Origin of the sequence: Streptomyces sp. ML-6 (genome assembly GCF_030116705.1) — a bacterium.
GTDB lineage: Bacteria > Actinomycetota > Actinomycetes > Streptomycetales > Streptomycetaceae > Streptomyces.
Genome location: NZ_JAOTIK010000001.1, coordinates 5,418,107 through 5,435,074 on the forward strand (window position 1 = coordinate 5,418,107; position 16,968 = coordinate 5,435,074).

Consider the following 16,968-nt stretch of genomic DNA (forward strand, 5'->3'; position numbering starts at 1 on the left):
AGGTCAGCCACGTGACTGCCGCTGATACCAAGGCTGCCGGACCACCGGTCCCCGCACCACGTGATTCCCAAGTGCCCGCCACCTCCTCGTCCCACGAGGCCGGCACGGGGCCACGCAAGCAGAAGAGGCAGCGGAAGAAGGGGGAACTCCTCCCCTACCTCTTGATACTCCCGGCGATTGTGGCGATCGCCGCCGTCTACCTCTACCCGCTCAGCAAGACGGTCATCATGTCCTTCCAGGACATGGGCCGCCGCGAGCTCTGGACCGGTGAAGCCGCGCCGTGGGTCGGACTGGACCAGTTCACCAACATCCTCGGTGACTCCGAGTTCTGGTGGGTCACGCTTCGCACGATCGTCTTCATGACGGTCTGCGTGGTGCTCACGATGGGCATCGGGCTGCTGATATCCCTCCTGATGCGCCGCCTGACCAACTGGGTCCGGCTGGTGCTGACGTTCGCCCTGATCGCGGCCTGGTCGATGCCGCTGATGGTCGCCGCCTCGGTCTTCCGCTTCATGGCGGATTCCGACTACGGCCTGATCAACACCCTCATCGCCAAGGTCGTGGGCGAGGACTGGCTGGGCCACAACTGGTACCTGGACCCCCTCCAGGGCTTCACGATCATCACGCTGCTCGTGGTCTGGGGCGCCATCCCCTTCGTCGTCGTCACGCTGTACGCGGCGCTCACCCAGGTCCCCAAGGAACTGGAGGAGGCCGCCGCCCTCGACGGCGCCAGCAGCTACGGCGTCTACCGGTACGTCACCTGGCCGGTCATCAAGCCGGTCTTCACCATGGTGTCCACGCTCTCGATCATCTGGGACTTCAACGTCTTCGGCCAGATCTGGCTGCTGCGTGGCAACAAGCCCGAACCGGAGTACGAAACCCTCGGCCTCTACTCCTACTCCAAGGCATTCACGTCCACCTCCTTCAGCCAGGGAACCGCGATCGCCCTGATCACGGTGGTCCTGCTGTCCGGCGTGGCCGTGTACTACCTGCGCCAGCTCATGAAGACGGGAGAGGTCGAATGAGCACCACGACCGACACACAGGTCCTGCGGCCGGACCGGAAGAAGAGCCGATTCGGATTCGACGTCCTCGGCCTGGGCATCGCGCTCGTCATGGTCTTCCCGGTCTACTGGCTGGTGATCAGCTCCCTGCGCCCCAACCGGGAGATCCGGTCCTACGACCAGACCCTGTGGCCCACGTCGATCACCTTCGACAACTTCGTCCGGGCGGTCAAGCAGCCCAACTTCGAGACCGCGATCCAGGCCAGCCTGATCGTTTCCCTCACCGCCGTGGTCGGCGGGATGATCATCGCCACCCTGGCCGCGCTGGCCATCGGCCGCTTCCGCTTCTTCGGCCGCAAGCCGCTGCTCCTGATCATGATCCTGGTGCAGATGCTGCCGCCGACGGCGATGCTCATCCCGATCTACGCACAGCTGAACGCCATGGGCGGGGTCGACGAGTACTGGGGCCTGATCGTCGTCTACCTGGTCTCCACCCTGCCGTTCGCGACCATCATGATCCGCGGCTTCGTGGTGAACATCCCGGTGGAGCTGGAGGAGTCCGCCATGGTGGACGGCTGCACCCGCTTCGGCGCCTTCCGCCGCGTGATCTTCCCGCTGCTCGCCCCCGGGCTCGCCGCCGCCTCGATCTTCGCGCTGGTCAATGCCTGGAACGAGTACCTCTTCGCGTACATCCTGATCAACGACAACTCCAAGTACACGCTCAACGTGTGGCTGATGACGTTCACCACCGAGCGGGGCACCGACTACGGCGCGCTCATGGCGGCGTCGACGATGATCGCGCTTCCGGTCGTCGTGTTCTTCATGTTCATCCAGAAGAAGATGGCCACGGGCCTCACCTCGGGCGCAGTGAAGGGATAACGCAGCCTCATGACCACCCTCACCTCTGCCACGGACACCCTGACCCGCGACGCCCTCGCCGTCCTCCAGCCCGGATTCACCGGCACCACCGCCCCGGACTGGGTGCTGCGCCGGGTCGACGAAGGACTCGCCTCCGTCGCCCTGTTCGGCCGCAACGTCCAGACACCCGAGCAGGTCACCGCGCTCACCGCCCAGCTCAGGGCCGAGCGCGAGGACCTCCTCGTGGCGATCGACGAGGAGGGCGGGGACGTCACCCGGCTGGAGGTCCGCACCGGCTCCTCCTTCCCCGGCAACCTCGCGCTCGGGTACGTCGACGACGTGGACCTGACCCGCGCGGTCGCCCAGGAACTGGGCCGCCGGCTCGCCGAGTGCGGCGTCAACCTCAACTGGGCCCCGTCCGCCGACGTCAACTCCAACCCGGACAACCCGATCATCGGTGTCCGCGCCTTCGGCTCCGACACCGGACTCGTCGCGCGGCACACCGCCGCGTACATCCAGGGCCTCCAGGCGTCCGGGGTCGCCGCCTGCACCAAGCACTTCCCCGGACACGGCGACACCGCGATCGACTCGCACCACGCGATGCCCCGCATCGACGTCGACCTGGAGACCCTGCACGCCCGGGAGCTGGTGCCCTTCCGCGCCGCCATCGAGGCCGGCTCCAAGTGCGTGATGAGCGCGCACATCCTGCTGCCGGCCCTCGACCCGGACCGCCCCGGCACGGTCAGCCCGCGCATCCTCACCGGCCTGCTGCGCGAGGAACTCGGTTACGACGGCCTGATCGTCACCGACGCCGTCGAGATGCGGGCCATCGCCGGGACCTACGGCATCGAGCGCGGCTCCGTCCTCGCCATCGCCGCGGGCGCCGACGCGCTGTGCGTCGGCGGCGGCCTGGAGGACGACGGCACCGTGCTCCGGCTGCGCGACGCGCTGGTCGCGGCGGTGCGCAGCGGTGAACTTCCCGAGGAGCGGCTCGCGGACGCGGCCGCACGGGTACGCGCCCTCGCGTCCTGGACGCGGAGCGCGAAGGAGACCGGTCCGGAGCCGGGTGCGGCAGCGCAGGAGGGGACCGCGCCCGGCACCGGGACCGGATCCGACGTCGGCCTGGTCGCCGCCCGCCGCGCGGTGCGCGTGACCGGCTCCGCCGCGCCGCTGACCACCCCCGCCCACGTCGCCTCCTTCACCTCCGAGTCGAACATCGCGGTCGGCGACGAGACCCCGTGGGGCGTGGCCGTCGAACTGGACCGGCTGGTGCCGGGCACGGAGAGCGGCATGTACGGCGGCGACACCGAGGACCCGGCGGCCGCCGTGGCGCGGGCGGCGGGGGAGCGGCCCGTCGTCGTGGTCGTCCGCGACGCCCACCGCCACGCCTGGATGGGCGAGGCCCTGGACGCCCTGGTCGCGCTGCGCCCCGACACGGTCGTGGTCGAGATGGGCCTCCCGCAGGCACCCGCCAGGGGCGCCCTGCACATCGCCACCCACGGCGCCGCCCGCGTCTGCGGCCGGGCGGCGGCGGAGGTCATCGTCAAGGGCACGGCCGGCCCGACGGCCTGAGCACACGGGGTGTGACGCGGACCGAGGCGCGTCACACCCGACCGGAACGCCCGGTGCCCGTCCGCACGGACGGGCACCGGGCGTTCGCGTGCGTACGGGGCGGAGGACCTCCCCGACGCGTACGCGCGGGGCGTCGGCACCGGGCGTCCGCGCGTACGGGGCGGTCCCCGCGCGCCGGGGACCGCGGTGCGTCGCGGCCCCGTACGCCCCGGTAACAGGTCACGGCACGCGAGAGGGCCGGGAACACCACCACGGTGTTCCCGGCCCTCCCACCAGCCTCAGGGCCGGTCTACAGCCCCTGCCACGCGGGCTTCGCCGCGTACGTGGCGCGGAAGTAGTCCGCCAGCTTCAGCTTCGACGCCGCGGCCTCGTCCACCACGACCGTCGCGTGCGGGTGCAGCTGGAGCGCCGACGCGGGCACGATCGAGGCCACCGGCCCCTCCACCGTCTGCGCCACGGCCTCCGCCTTGCCCTCGCCGGTGGCGAGCAGGATCGGGTGGCGGGCCTCCAGGATGGTGCCGATGCCCTGGGTGATCACGTGGTGCGGCACCTGGTCGATGTCGCCGTCGAAGAAGCGCGCGTTGTCGATCCGGGTCTGCTCGGTGAGCGTCTTGATCCGGGTGCGGGAGGCGAGCGAGGAGCACGGCTCGTTGAAGCCGATGTGCCCGTCGGTGCCGATACCGAGGAGCTGGAGGTCCACCCCGCCGGCCGCGGCGAGCGCCTCGTCGTACGCCCGGCAGGCGGCCGGGATGTCCTCGGCGGAGCCGTCGGGGCCCATGAAGGACTCCTCGGACAGACCGAGCGGTTCCACGACCTCGCGCAGCACCACGGAGCGGTAGGACTCGGGGTGGCCGGCCGGCAGCCCCACGTACTCGTCGAGCTGGCAGATGCGGGCGCGCGAGACGTCCAGGGCGCCGGAGCGCACCTTCTCCGCCAGCGCGCGGTAGATGGGCAGCGGGGTCGAGCCGGTGGCAACGCCGAGAAGGGCGTCGGGCTTGCGGCTCAGCAGGGCACCGATGGCCTCCGCGATGAGTTCTCCGCCTGCCTGGGCGTCCGGGACGATGACAACTTCCACGCGGGGCCTGCCGATCTGAGGAGTCGAATCGAGATGTGGTATAGACCAATCGCGCCCCAATTTAGCAGACCTGCCCGCCGCGGGCACGGCTGTCTCAGGGGTTGTCCGCCGGCGGCCGGGGGTGCCGAGGGGACCGGCCGGTCCTGGGGATCCCGCCGGTGCGGAGGCCGGCGTACGAGGTGACGATCGCCCGGGGCCGGGGCCCGGCCGCGCTCCGGGCGCCGGCCGAGGTCACCGAGTCCTGCCGGGCGCGGGAACGGCCCCGGAAAAACCCACGGGCCACGGCGCCGGGACGGGACCCTCAGCCCGTCCGGCACCGCAGCCCGGAGCAAGGCCGGCGGTGTGCGGTGCCCCCGGCCGGGGAGAGGTGCCGACGCGGTCAGGGCAGAGAGCGCGGCACCTCGATCCGCCCTCCTGTGCGGGGAGAGCGGAAGTCGTGTACTGGCATTGTGGACTAGACCATTCGCCCGTGTCCATCCATGGGAGCACGGCAAATTTCCGGGCCCTCCCCTCTGCACGTACGGCCGGGTCGTCCGGTTCGGAACCATTGCCCGTCCGCGGGTACGCTCGCACCCGTGCCCTCCATGAACGACCTCGTCCGCCAGCACACGGCCCTCGGTGACACCGACCTGGAATGGCTCCACCTGCTGGTATCGGAGTGGCAGCTGCTCTCCGACCTGTCCTTCGCCGACCTCGTGCTGTGGGTCCCCACCCGCGACGGCACCCGCTACGTCTCCGTGGCCCAGATGCGGCCCAACACCGGCCCCACCTCCTACCAGGACGACATGGTCGGCCACCTGGTCCCGCGCGGGCGCCGCCCGCTGCTGGACGCGGCGCTGGACGAGGGCCGGATCGTCCGCGAGGGCGACCCCGAGTGGCGCGAGGAGGTGCCGGTACGGGTCGAGTCGATCCCGGTGCGCCGGGAGGGCCGGGTGCTCGGCGTCATCGCCCGCAACACCAACCTCCTCACCGTCCGCACCCCGTCCCGGCTGGAGCTCACCTACCTCCAGTCGGCCTCCGACCTGGCCCAGATGATCGCCGCCGGGGCCTTCCCGTTCCCCGGCCAGCAGGTCGACATGGACGCGTCGCCACGCGTCGGCGACGGGCTGATCAGGCTCGACGCCGACGGAATCGTCCAGTACGCCAGCCCCAACGGCCTCTCCGCGTACCACCGCCTCGGCCTCGCCTCCGATCTGGTCGGCCAGCACCTGGGCAAGATCACCGCCGAACTGGCCCCCTCCCGCGGCCCGGTGGACGAGGCCCTCGTCAAGCTCGCCAGCGGCTACGCGCCCCGGGAGTTCGAGGTCGAGTGCGCGGGCGGGGTGATCCAGCTCCGGGCGATCCCGCTGAAGCCCAAGGGCGTTCGGATCGGCTCCCTGGTCCTGCTCCGGGACGTCACCGAACTGCGCCGCCGCGAACGCGAGTTGATCACCAAGGACGCCACCATCCGGGAGATCCACCACCGGGTGAAGAACAACCTCCAGACCGTTGCCGCCCTGTTGCGGCTCCAGGCCCGGCGGATGGACTCCGAGCAGGGCCGCGAGGCACTCAACGAGGCGGTGCGGCGCGTCGGTTCGATCGCCATCGTCCATGAGACGCTGTCCCAGAATCTGGACGAGCGGGTGGAGTTCGACGACATCGCCGACCGGGTCATCGCCATGGTCGCCGAGATCTCCCCGGGCAAGGTCACCTGCCGTCGCACGGGCCGGTTCGGCATCCTCGACGCCGAGGTGGCCACCCCGCTGGCGATGGTCCTCACGGAGATCCTGCAGAACGCCCTGGAGCACGCGTTCACGCTCGCCGAGTCCGGCACGGTGGAGGTCTCCGCGGTGCGCGGCGGCTCCTCGGTCGAGCAGCGGCTGCTGATCACGGTCCAGGACGACGGCTGCGGCCTGCCCGAGGGGTTCGACCCGCAGAGCGCCGGCAATCTGGGGCTGCAGATTGTCCGGACGCTGGTGGAGGGGGAGCTGGGCGGGACCTTCGGCATGGTCCCGGCCCCCGGGCGCGGCACCCGGGTCGTCCTCGACATCCCGGTCCGCCCCGAGAAGTGATCCCGGCCGGGAGCGGGTCCGCTCCCGGCCCGCCCCGGCCCGTTCCGGAAGCGTCAACACAGCAGTGGACCCGGGCCGTTGTGTGATCACACGGCCCGGGTCCACTGTTCAAGCATGCGCTTCGGGGGTACTGCGCGCTGCGACTCGGGGGGCGGGGTGGTGCGTACGCGCTGTACGCGCCGCCTGGCTGAGGCTCGTAGCGGTGGCGTCGGCTCAGGCGCTGGCGTTACGCGCCCGGTTGCGAGCGGCCCGGCGCTTCATCGCGCGGCGCTCGTCCTCGCTGAGGCCACCCCAGACGCCGGAGTCCTGGCCGGACTCGAGCGCCCACTGCAGGCACTGCTCCATGACGGGGCAGCGGCGGCAGACGGCCTTGGCTTCCTCGATCTGCAGCAGCGCAGGACCGGTGTTGCCGATGGGGAAGAACAGCTCGGGGTCTTCCTCACGACAAACGGCGTTGTGACGCCAGTCCATGGCTGCTACCTCTCCTTGGTATTGCATACTGTTGCTTGTGAATGTGAACGCTTTCACGAATCCCCCCGCAGGCGAAGAGCCGACTCCCAGTAGAGCTGGTTGTGGTCCTGTGCAGTGAGGAGGGGTTCTGGCTCTCAGTGGAGGCTGTTGTTGCGGGCCGTCCCGATCGCCATGTAGAGATTCGCAAACCTCAGCGGCGGATACAACCCCTTCTGGAAACTTTTTTTTGATTCCTCGGTGTCGACTAGGTCACAGCCGTACTTCTATGGGGTGGATCCCAGCCCAAACGTTCGAGTTAAAGGACTTTGGTCCCTTCCACTCACACAATCACACGCAGTGCACGGCGTACGCCTGTGAACGTCACACTCGTACGCACTCCCAGGTGGTCGCCGTCCATCTGGAAGGGCAGTGGCACCTTTGAATGCAAGGTGAAGTTCGTGAGGTCGTGAAGTGAAACGGCGTGCTTGCCGCGAGGGCCCTTCTCGGGGCTCGAAGTGAGCAGCTGAGTGCCATAACGAGCGACCGCCGAAGTGGAGAGCCGCTTCAGTCCGAGCACGTCGAGACCGGTGTCGAAACTCGCCTTGGGGGACGCGTACATGGGGCGATTCCCCAGGAAGGTCCAGGGGGCGGTGTTGGAGATTATGGACAGCGCGAGGTCGGTGACGGGTTCTTCCCCGGCGATCTCCAGGGTGATCGCCCCGTTCCTGCGACGCGGTTCCTCCAGGAATTGCCGGACCACCTGGCGCACGTACAGCGCATGGGTCGAACGCTTACCGCGTTCGCGTTTTTGTTCGACTCGGCCGACCACGCCGGCGTCGAATCCGAGTCCGGCGCAGAAAGTGAACCAGCGTTCGGGAACGGATTCGTCCTCGCTGCCCGGAGTGCCGGCCGCCAGCCCGAGCCCGACCGTGCGTTCGGTGCGGTTGGCGAGGGCGTCCAGGATTGCGCCGGTCGCCTCCACCGCGTCGTTGGGCAGCCCCAGGGCGCGTGCGAACACATTGGTGGAGCCGCCGGGGACCACCGCGAGGCTCGGCAGGCCGTCCGGGTCGGGGCCGTTGTGGAGCAGGCCGTTGACGACCTCGTTGACCGTGCCGTCGCCGCCCAGGGCGACCACCAGGTCGATGTCGTCGGATTCCGCAGCCCGCCGCCCCAGGTCCCGGGCGTGGCCGCGGTACTCGGTGGTCACGGCCTCCAGCTTCATCTCGCTGGCGAGCGCGTGGATGAGCACGTCACGGGTCCGCGCACTGGTGGTGGTAGCAGCTGGATTGACCACGAGGAGTGCGCGCATGACCGCCAGACTACCTACCGCGCGGTATCGCCCTGAAGTCCTTCCCCATGACCTTTACGCTCCGTGACGGCTCGGGTGCGGCGGGGCCGGACGGACGGCCCGTCCCGTACCGATTCCGACCCCGGCTTCGCTTTCGCGGTGCCGGGATGCCAACCTGCAGGGGTGAGTACTCAGCAGAACACGTCCGACCCGTCGCCCGTGCCGCGGCTCGAACCGGCGAAGCCGAGCAGGATCACCCTCGTGGCCGCACTCACCGCCCTGGAAGGGGCGGCGCTCGCCATCGGCGGGATCTACATGCTGGTCATGGGCCTGCTGGGCCGGCCCGAGAGCCCGCAGCAGGCGGAGATGGGCGGTCTGACGCTGATCGCGCTCGCCCTGATCCCGCTGTTCGCCGCCCGGGGGCTGATGCTGCGGCGCAGCTGGAGCCGGGGCCCCGCGCTCATCACGCAGATCATCGCGCTCCCGGTGGCCTGGACGCTGCTGAGGTCGCAGGGCGTGCTGATCCCGGCCGGGATCGTGCTCGCCGCGGTGACGCTGACGGCGCTCTACCAGCTGGTCAGGCCGACGACGGTCGAGGCGCTGGGCATCCGCCGGCCGGGCACCACGCCGGACGCCTGACCCCGCCGGAACCGTCCCGCGCCCCGCCGCCCGGCACGCCCCGGGAGGGCGGACCGCACGACGGGGCGCGGGACGGTACGGGGCCCGCCGCGCCGGTACCGGCACCGGCGCGGCCCGTCGGCCGCTACTCCTCCACGAGCAGCCGCTCGCGCAGCTGCGCCAGCGTGCGGGCCAGCAGCCGCGAGACGTGCATCTGGGAGATGCCGACCTCCTGCGCGATCTGCGACTGGGTCATGTTGCCGAAGAACCGCAGCAGCAGAATCCGCTTCTCGCGCGGCGGCAGGTCCTCCAGCAGCGGCTTGAGCGACTCCCGGTACTCGACGCCCTCCAGCGCCTCGTCCTCGGAGCCCAGGGTGTCCGCGACCGCCGGGGACTCGTCGTCGGTGTCCGGCACGTCCAGCGAGAGCGTGCTGTACGCGTTGGCCGACTCCAGGCCCTCCAGCACCTCTTCCTCGGAGATGCCCAGCCGCTCCGCCAGCTCGTGGACCGTGGGGGAGCGCCCGTGCTGCTGGGAGAGCTCGGCGGTGGCCGTGGTCAGCGAGAGCCGCAGCTCCTGGAGCCGGCGCGGCACCCGGACCGCCCAGCCCTTGTCACGGAAATGGCGCTTGATCTCGCCCACGACCGTGGGGGTCGCGTACGTCGAGAACTCGACCCCGCGGTCCGGATCGAACCGGTCCACCGACTTGATCAGGCCGATCGTGGCGACCTGGGTGAGGTCGTCCAGCGGCTCGCCCCGATTGCGGAACCGGCGGGCCAGGTGCTCCACGAGCGGCAGGTGCATCCGCACCAGCCGGTTGCGCAGCTCGGCCTTCTCGGGCGACCCGTCCGGAAGCGAGCGCAGCTCGACGAAGAGTGCCCGCGCCCCGCTGCGGTCATGTGGATCGTGGTGCACGTGCTCGCTCATCTGGCCTGCCCGCTCCGTCTGCGACTGCTCCATCGCGACCGTACGGCCCGCAGGCCCGTCCGCCCCGTCCACCGGATGGGGCAGGGCCTGCTGCTCCGGGATGCCCGTCGGGCGTACCACCCCTGATCGCATCGTCTCGTCCCGCACCGGACCTTCCCCGTTCCCCTTGCTCACGCCGGCCCGGGTCCCGCGCCGCGCTGTTTGTAGAGGCTGATGCTGACCGTCCGGTCGTCGGCGACCGAGGAGTCGACCTTTCCGGCCAGGGCGGACAGCACCGTCCAGGCGAAGGTGTCACGCTCCGGCGCCCTGCCGTCCGTCGTCGGGGCCGACACCGTCACCTCGAGAGAATCCTCGACGAGCCGGAAGACGCAGCTGAGGACGGAGCCCGGCACGGCCTGCTGAAGCAGGATCGCGCAGGCCTCGTCGACCGCGATGCGAAGATCCTCGATCTCGTCGAGGGTGAAATCCAAGCGTGCTGCCAGCCCGGCCGTGGCCGTGCGCAGCACCGACAGGTAGGCACCCGCAGCGGGCAGCCGGACCTCTACGAAGTCCTGATTCCCGGGCTCGCCTGCGATCTGGGACACCCTCACCTCCAAGGTGGCACAAACTCTTTCGAGGGTCCGGGAAGAAACCCCGGAACCATGCGGTACGTCTTCGGTTGTGGCCCGGCGACGCTATCGCGACCCATGATGCCGTGTCGCCGGATCCCCAGCCCATGGCTGTCACTCATGGTAAACCCATGGGTACACACAGTGGCTAGGGGTCTGCGGCGGCCAATTGCGAACGACCGGCGCCGGTTTGACGTACCCAGACGTCAGACGATCGAACCGTCCTCGAAGCACCAGCGCCAGCTCTCGCCCTTCTCGAGACTCCGCATCACCGGGTGACCGGTCTCCTCGAAGTGCGCCGTCGCGTGCCGCAGGGGCGAGGAGTCGCAGCAGCCGACATGGCCGCAGACCAGGCAGAGCCGCAGCTGCACGGGGTGCGTGCCCGCCGCGAGGCACCCGGGACAGGTCTCGCCGAGCGGGACCGGCTCGGGGCGGGGCAACTCGGACACATGGGGACAGTCACTCATGATTGTCAGGTTACGACGGTCGCCCGGGCCGTGAATCGTGACGGAGGCCCGGTCCGCGGACCCGGATGCGAGGACCTGGAATGGACGCATTGCCGCTGGTGGGACTGGTCGCGGTCAGCGCCGCGATCGCGGGCGCGGCCCGCCGGACCCCCGTACCGGCCCCGCTGCTGCTGGTTGCCGCGGGGCTGATCGCCTCGTACCTGCCGGGGATTCCCGCGTACACCCTGGACGCGCACGTCGTGCTTCCGCTGCTGCTGCCGCCCCTGCTCTACACGGCGGCGTTCGACAGCTCCTACCTCGGCCTGCGGGCCAATCTGCGGCCGGTCGCGCTGCTGTCCGTCGGCTACGTCCTGTTCGCGACCGTCGTGGTCGGCTGGCTGGCGTACCGCCTCGTGCCCGGGCTGCCGCTCACCGCCGCCCTGGTGCTCGGCGCGGTCGTCGCCCCGCCGGACGCGGTCACGGCCGCGGCGGTGGCCCGCAAGGTGGGACTGCCCGGCCGGATCACGACGATCCTGCAGGGCGAGTCCCTGGTGAACGACGCCACGGCGATCACCGCGTACAAGGTGGCGCTCGCCGCCGCCGTGGGCGAGGGCATGAGCTGGGGCGCGGGGATCGGCGAGTTCCTCCTCGCCGCGGTCGGCGGCGTCGTGGTCGGCCTGGCCCTGATGGTGCCGCTGCACTGGCTCCGCACGCACCTGAAGGAGGCGCTGCTCCAGAACACGCTGTCGCTGCTGATCCCGTTCGTGGCGTACGCGGCGGCCGAACGCGTGCACGCCTCCGGGGTGCTCGCCGTGGTCGTCGTGGCGCTCTACCTGGGGCACCGGTCCTGGCAGGTGGACTTCGCGACCCGGCTCCAGGAGGAGGCCGTCCGGAAGATGGTCGCGTTCGTCCTGGAGTCCTCGGTCTTCGCACTGATCGGGCTCCAGCTCCCCTTCGTACTGAAGGGGCTCGGCGCGTACGACACGGGCGACGCCGTGTGGTGGGCGGTGCTCGTCTTCCTCGCCGTCGTCGTGGTCCGTTTCCTCTGGGTCTACCCGGCGACGTACACGCCCCGATGGCTGTCGAGACGGATCAGGGAACGCGAACCCGGGACCGACTGGAGGGCGCCGCTGATCGTCGGCTGGGCCGGGATGCGGGGCGTGGTCTCCCTGGCCATCGCCTTCTCCGTGCCGTACGTCACCGCCGACGGGAGCCCCTTCCCGGCCCGCGACCTGGTGTTGTTCCTGACGTTCACCACCGTCATCGGCACCCTGGTCGTCCAGGGCCTCACCCTGCCGGTCCTGGTCCGGGTCCTGAAGCTCCCCGGGCGCGACGAGCGGGCCGGGACGCTGGCCGAGGCACAGGCCCAGAGCGAGGCGTCCGCGGCCGCCGACGCCCGGCTGGAGGAGCTTTTCGCCGATCCGCGCAACCACCTGCCGGGCCCCCTCGCCGACCGGCTGCGCGCCGTGCTGGAGCGCCGCCGCAACGCGGTGTGGGAGCGGCTCGGCGCGGCCGACCCGGTCACCGGGGAGTCGGCGGACGACACCTACCGCCGCCTGGCCAGGGAGATGATCGGCACCGAGCGCGAGGTCTTCGTCCGGCTGCGGGACGAACGGCGGATCGACGACGAGATGCTGCGGACCCTGCTCAGACGGCTCGACCTGGAGGAGGCGGCGGCCTACCGGGAGACGGACGCCCCCTGAGGGCGGACCTCTACGGAGCGCCCGTGACGACCGCCGCGACCGTGGTTCCCGAAGGGAACGCGCCTTCCGCGGCCAGCTCGGTGAGCGCGTACAGCAGCTTGGCGACGTAGATCCGCTCGACGGGCATCCCGTGCCGCTGCTCGAACTCGTCCGCGAAGGCGTGCAGCGCCGGGGGAGTACGGGCGTAGCCGCCGAAGTGGAAGCGCTCGTCCAGGGACCACGACCCGGCCGGGCCGCCGAACGCCTCCTCCTGGAGGCCGCGCACCACGTCCCCGAGGAAGCCGCCCCGCAGCACCGGGATGCCGAGGGCGCGCCGCCCCGGGCCCAGGCCGGCGGCGAGACCGGCGAGGGTGCCCCCGGTGCCGCAGGCCACCGCGGCCACGTCGGCCGAACCGCGCAACTCGCGCCCCAGCTCCGTACAGCCCTGTGCGGCCAGGGAGTTGCTTCCGCCCTCCGGGACGACGCAGCAGTCCCCGAAGGCGCTCAGCAGCCCCGCCAGGACCTCCGGATCGCCCTTCGCGCGGTACGTCGCACGGTCCACGAAGCGCAGGGTCATCCCGTCGGCCGCGCACCGGGCGAGCGAGGGGTTCAGGGGGCGGTCCGCCAGTTCGTCGCCGCGCACGATCCCGACGGTGGGGAACCCGAGCAGCCGCCCGGCGGCGGCGGTGGCCCGCAGGTGGTTGGAGTACGCCCCGCCGAAGGTCAGCACGGTGCGCCCGGCGGCGGCCCGCAGATTGGGGACGAGCTTGCGCCACTTGTTGCCCGGCAGGTCGGGGTGGATGAGGTCGTCCCGTTTGAGCAGCAACCGGACGCCGTGCCGTTCGAACCGTTCGTCACGGACCTCCTGCGACGGGGAGGGCAGCCGGGGCCGGAGGGCGAGGGCGGGGCCCGCGGCGGCGGCCGGCCGGGGGGCGGGGGAGGGAGCTGCCATGCGCCCATTGTCGCGGCACGGCCGTGGCCGGCCGGGCGACGGGCCCGGCCGGCCACGGTGGTCACGTCCTCGCGCAGCCGCGAGCGGTGACCGGGATCAGTCCTGCGCCAGCCACATGTCCGGGCCGAACACCTCGTAGTGGATGTCGGCCGCCGGGATCCCCTTGGCCAGCAGCTGCGTGCGTACGGAGCGCATGAAGGGCAGGGGGCCGCAGAGGTACGCGTGGGTGCCGGGGGCGACGGCGACCTCGCTCAGGTCGACCAGGCCGGTGCGGTCGGCGGGGTGGCCGGGCTCGGGGTCCTCGTACCAGAAGTGGGCGGTGGCGGCGGGGAGCTTCTCGGTGAGCAGGGCGTGGTCGGTGCGCATGGCGTGGGTGGCGGGGGAGCGGTCGCCGTGCACGACGGTGACGGGGGCGCGGTGGTCGGTCGCCGCGAGGTGCTCCAGCATCGAGAGCATCGGGGTGCAGCCGATGCCCGCGGAGGCGAGCAGCAGCGGGGCGTCGGCGGAGTCGAGCGCGAGGTCGCCGTACGGGGCGGAGACGCGCAGCCGGTCGCCGGCCCCGATCTCGTTGTACAGGTGGTTGGAGACCTCGCCGTCGGGCGCGCCGGCCTCGTGCACCCGCTTGACGGTGATCGAGCGGAGCCGCGACCCGGGGGCGGAGGAGAGGCTGTACTGGCGTATCTGGTGGGCCCCGTCGGGGAGTTCCACCTGCACGGAGACGTACTGGCCGGGGCGGAAGGCGGGGGCGGGCACCCCGTCGGCCGGGCGCAGCTGGAAGGTGGCGACGTCCGCGGTCTCCTCGATCCGGGCGACCACCTCCCACTCGCGCCACACGTCACCGGCGACGACGCCCTGCTGGGCGTACAGCCGCTCCTCGATCGAGATCAGGGCACCGGCCATCAGCCAGTAGACCTCGTCCCACGCGGCGGCGACCTCCGGGGTGACCGCGTCGCCGAGCACCTCGGCGATGGCGGCGAACAGGTGGGTGTGCACGATCTCGTACTGCGGGGCGGTGACGCCGAGCGAGGCGTGCTTGTGGGCGATCCGGTTGAGCATCACGTCGGGGCGGGTGTCCGGGTGCTCCACCAGCTGGGTCGCGAAGGCGGCTATGGAGCCCGCCAGAGCCCGGCGCTGGGCGCCGGAGGCCTGGTTGCCGCGGTTGAAGAGGTCGCGCAGCAGCTCGGGGTGGGCCGCGAACATCTTGCGGTAGAAGAGATCGGCGATGTCTCCGATGGCCGCGCCCACGGCGGGGAGGGTGGCACGGACGGTGGCGGTCGACGTCTCGGAGAGCATCTGTTCCTCCTGGAACCTTGAATTGGTATCTGAGATGCGTATTTTTTTGCGAGAGGAAACCGGGCAGGACGGCCCGGTTCGTGGCAGTGGTGCGGGTGTGGGGTGGGTACCGGTCAGCCGGAGGGGCGGCTGCTGCTGATGCCGATCAGCAGGGGTCCGGTGGGAGCGGTGACGAGTTCATCGATGGTGAGCGGATCGAGCGAGGCGTAGAAGGCGTCCTCCGCCTGGCGCAGGGCCACGCGCAGCCGGCAGGCCGAACGCAGCGGGCAGGGGGTGGTGCCCTCGCAGTCGACGACGTCCCCGGGCCCCTCCAGTTCGCGGACGAGTCCGCCGATGGAGGCGGAACGGCCCGCCGCGGTGAGGCTGAGCCCGCCGCCGCGCCCCCGTCGCGCCTCGATGAGGCCGAGGTGCTGGAGCTTGGCGACTACCTTCGCGGTGTGGGTGTACGGCACCTGCATGGTGGCCGCCACTTCCCGGGTGGTCGGCGGTTCCTCGTTCTCCGCGACGGCGAGGCGCATCAGCACGCGCAACGCCACGTCGGTGAATTTCGTCAGCCGCATGACCCTCACGGTAGATAACTTGCATCCTTGATGCAAGTTATCCCGCTCCTCGGGTGCGACCGGGTCCTCTGCCCAGCCCGTGGGCGGATCAGTCGCACTCTTTTGTGTAATGGCGCCGCGGCTCTCCGCGCTGAAAGGCTTCTCCGTGCAGGTCTGCCGGAGAGTTGAGAGGGCGTCGGATGTCCGTTGGCGAAGAGGTTCGGAGCGTGTCGCCGCCGCAGCAGAGTCTGGGCACGGCGGCGGCGCGGAACCTCGCGACGACCACCAAGTCCGTCCCGCAGATGCAGGAGATCACCTCGCGGTGGCTGCTGAAGATGCTGCCGTGGGTCCAGGTGCAGGGCGGCACCTACCGGGTGAACCGGAGGCTGAGTCACTCGGTCGGGGACGGCCGGGTCACCTTCGTGCAGACCGGTGACCGGGTAACGGTCGTCCCCGCGGAGCTCGGGGAGCTGCCGGCCCTGCGGGACTTCGGCGACGAGGAGGTGCTGGGCGAGCTGGCCCGGCGCTGCGAGCAGCGGGAGATCGCCGCCGGGCAGGTGCTGGCCTCCGAGGGGGACGCGGCGGACGTCGTCCACCTGCTGGCGCACGGCAAGGTCGAGAAGATCGGCACCGGCCCCTACGGGGACGAAGCGGTGCTCGGGGTCCACGCCGACGGGGCCTACTTCGGCGACCAGGCCCTGGTCGACGGCGACGCCGTCTGGGACTGCACGGTCCGCGCCGTCACCCCCTGCACGGTGCTGACGCTGAGCCGGGCTGACGTGCTGAACCTCGCGGAGCGCGCGGACTCGCTCCGCACCCACCTCGCCGGCCTCCTCGCCATCCCGCACCAACGCACCAACCAGTACGGCGAGGCGGCGATCGACCTCTCCGCCGGGCACGCCGGCGAAGCCGTCCTCCCGCACACCTACGTCGACTACGAGCTCGCGCCGCGCGAGTACGAGCTGAGCGTCGCCCAGACCGTGCTGAAGGTCCACAGCCGGGTCGCCGACCTGTACAACCAGCCGATGAACCAGACCGAGCAGCAGTTGCGGCTCACGGTCGAGGCGCTGCGCGAGCGCCAGGAGCACGAACTGGTCAACAACCGCGAGTTCGGGCTGCTCCACAACTGCGACCACGGGCAGCGCCTCCAGCCGCACGACGGGGTGCCCGGCCCCGACGACCTGGACGAACTGCTCTCGCGCCGCCGCGGTCCGAAGCTCTTCCTCGCCCACCCCAGGGCCATCGCGGCGTTCGGCCGCGAATGCAGCAGGCGCGGCCTGGCACCGGAGAGCGTCGAGGTCGGCGGAGACCGGGTCTCGGCCTGGCGGGGCGTGCCGATCTTCCCGTGCGACAAGATCCCGGTCAGTGACGCCCGGACCACGTCGATCATCTGCATGAGGACGGGCGAGGCCGAGCAGGGGGTCATCGGGCTCCACCGGTCCGGCCTCCCCGACGAGATCGAGCCCGGCCTCTCGGTCCGCTTCATGGGCATCGACGAGCAGGCGATCATCTCGTACCTGGTCACGGCCTACTACTCCACAGCCGTCCTCGTGCCGGACGCCCTGGGCGTACTGGAGAACGTCGAGGTCGGTCGTCGCCATTGACACA

At 71.0% G+C, this 16,968-nt stretch carries 16 protein-coding genes; 7 read left to right on the top strand and 9 right to left on the bottom strand.

Features of this window, described 5'->3' with window-relative positions:
* Positions 1-11 precede the first annotated feature (11 nt).
* From OCT49_RS24130 to OCT49_RS24140, 3 genes are read left to right on the top strand one after another with little or no spacing between them, the layout of a single operon-like run.
* Entirely contained in the window at positions 12-1,025 is a 1,014-nt protein-coding gene (locus OCT49_RS24130; protein ID WP_283853920.1) for a carbohydrate ABC transporter permease, read from the top strand.
* Positions 1,022-1,882: a carbohydrate ABC transporter permease gene (locus OCT49_RS24135; RefSeq protein ID WP_283853921.1), complete on the top strand. Its 861-nt coding sequence runs from the start codon at positions 1,022-1,024 to the stop codon at positions 1,880-1,882. The genes OCT49_RS24130 and OCT49_RS24135 overlap by 4 nt, the downstream gene beginning before the upstream one ends.
* Before the next feature lie 9 nt (positions 1,883-1,891).
* Positions 1,892-3,433: a glycoside hydrolase family 3 protein gene (locus OCT49_RS24140; protein WP_283853922.1), complete on the top strand. Its 1,542-nt coding sequence runs from the start codon at positions 1,892-1,894 to the stop codon at positions 3,431-3,433.
* A gap of 289 nt (positions 3,434-3,722) precedes the next feature.
* On the opposite strand, the gene nagB is transcribed toward OCT49_RS24140, so the two are convergent.
* Positions 3,723-4,508 carry a glucosamine-6-phosphate deaminase gene (nagB, locus tag OCT49_RS24145; RefSeq protein ID WP_283853923.1) on the bottom strand — a complete coding sequence of 262 codons (786 nt, stop codon included), beginning with the start codon at positions 4,506-4,508 and terminating at the stop codon, positions 3,723-3,725.
* 584 nt (positions 4,509-5,092) lie between these two features.
* On the opposite strand from nagB, the gene OCT49_RS24150 reads away from it, so the two are divergent.
* A complete protein-coding gene (locus OCT49_RS24150) occupies positions 5,093-6,559 on the top strand; it encodes a sensor histidine kinase (RefSeq protein ID WP_283855923.1) in 1,467 nt (488 codons plus the stop codon).
* 213 nt (positions 6,560-6,772) lie between these two features.
* On the opposite strand, the gene OCT49_RS24155 is transcribed toward OCT49_RS24150, so the two are convergent.
* Positions 6,773-7,030 carry a WhiB family transcriptional regulator gene (locus OCT49_RS24155; RefSeq protein ID WP_003953983.1) on the bottom strand — a complete coding sequence of 86 codons (258 nt, stop codon included), beginning with the start codon at positions 7,028-7,030 and terminating at the stop codon, positions 6,773-6,775.
* Between the two features lie 319 nt (positions 7,031-7,349).
* Entirely contained in the window at positions 7,350-8,318 is a 969-nt protein-coding gene (locus OCT49_RS24160; protein WP_283853924.1) for a diacylglycerol/lipid kinase family protein, read from the bottom strand.
* Between the two features lie 240 nt (positions 8,319-8,558).
* Between OCT49_RS24160 and OCT49_RS24165 the strand changes: the two genes are divergently transcribed.
* The gene (locus OCT49_RS24165; protein ID WP_283855924.1) at positions 8,559-8,936 is read left to right on the top strand and encodes a hypothetical protein; all 378 of its coding nucleotides are present in this window, start codon (positions 8,559-8,561) and stop codon (positions 8,934-8,936) included.
* 124 nt (positions 8,937-9,060) lie between these two features.
* Here the strand turns inward: OCT49_RS24165 and OCT49_RS24170 are convergent, their stop codons facing one another.
* The 3 genes from OCT49_RS24170 to OCT49_RS24180 form a co-directional block, all read right to left on the bottom strand.
* Positions 9,061-9,987: an RNA polymerase sigma factor SigF gene (locus OCT49_RS24170; protein ID WP_283855925.1), complete on the bottom strand. Its 927-nt coding sequence runs from the start codon at positions 9,985-9,987 to the stop codon at positions 9,061-9,063.
* A 23-nt stretch (positions 9,988-10,010) separates the two neighbouring features.
* A complete protein-coding gene (locus tag OCT49_RS24175) occupies positions 10,011-10,424 on the bottom strand; it encodes an ATP-binding protein (protein WP_148839137.1) in 414 nt (137 codons plus the stop codon).
* A 230-nt stretch (positions 10,425-10,654) separates the two neighbouring features.
* Positions 10,655-10,915, bottom strand: a complete 261-nt coding sequence (locus OCT49_RS24180; RefSeq protein ID WP_283853925.1) for a UBP-type zinc finger domain-containing protein — start codon at positions 10,913-10,915, stop codon at positions 10,655-10,657.
* An 80-nt stretch (positions 10,916-10,995) separates the two neighbouring features.
* Between OCT49_RS24180 and OCT49_RS24185 the strand changes: the two genes are divergently transcribed.
* Positions 10,996-12,597, top strand: a complete 1,602-nt coding sequence (locus OCT49_RS24185) for a Na+/H+ antiporter (protein WP_283853926.1) — start codon at positions 10,996-10,998, stop codon at positions 12,595-12,597.
* Positions 12,598-12,607: 10 nt separating this feature from the next.
* Here the strand turns inward: OCT49_RS24185 and OCT49_RS24190 are convergent, their stop codons facing one another.
* The 3 genes from OCT49_RS24190 to OCT49_RS24200 all read right to left on the bottom strand — a co-directional run bounded on the left by OCT49_RS24190 (position 12,608) and on the right by OCT49_RS24200 (position 15,381).
* The gene (locus tag OCT49_RS24190; RefSeq protein WP_283853927.1) at positions 12,608-13,528 is read right to left on the bottom strand and encodes a 1-aminocyclopropane-1-carboxylate deaminase/D-cysteine desulfhydrase; all 921 of its coding nucleotides are present in this window, start codon (positions 13,526-13,528) and stop codon (positions 12,608-12,610) included.
* Positions 13,529-13,624: 96 nt separating this feature from the next.
* Positions 13,625-14,821 (bottom strand): globin domain-containing protein, encoded by a 1,197-nt coding sequence (locus OCT49_RS24195; RefSeq protein WP_283853928.1) that lies wholly within the window; start codon positions 14,819-14,821, stop codon positions 13,625-13,627.
* 113 nt (positions 14,822-14,934) lie between these two features.
* Positions 14,935-15,381, bottom strand: a complete 447-nt coding sequence (locus OCT49_RS24200; protein ID WP_283853929.1) for an RrF2 family transcriptional regulator — start codon at positions 15,379-15,381, stop codon at positions 14,935-14,937.
* Between the two features lie 179 nt (positions 15,382-15,560).
* Between OCT49_RS24200 and OCT49_RS24205 the strand changes: the two genes are divergently transcribed.
* Complete coding sequence (locus OCT49_RS24205) at positions 15,561-16,964, top strand: family 2B encapsulin nanocompartment shell protein (protein ID WP_283853930.1); 1,404 nt, start codon at positions 15,561-15,563, stop codon at positions 16,962-16,964.
* The last annotated feature ends 4 nt before the right edge of the window (positions 16,965-16,968 follow it).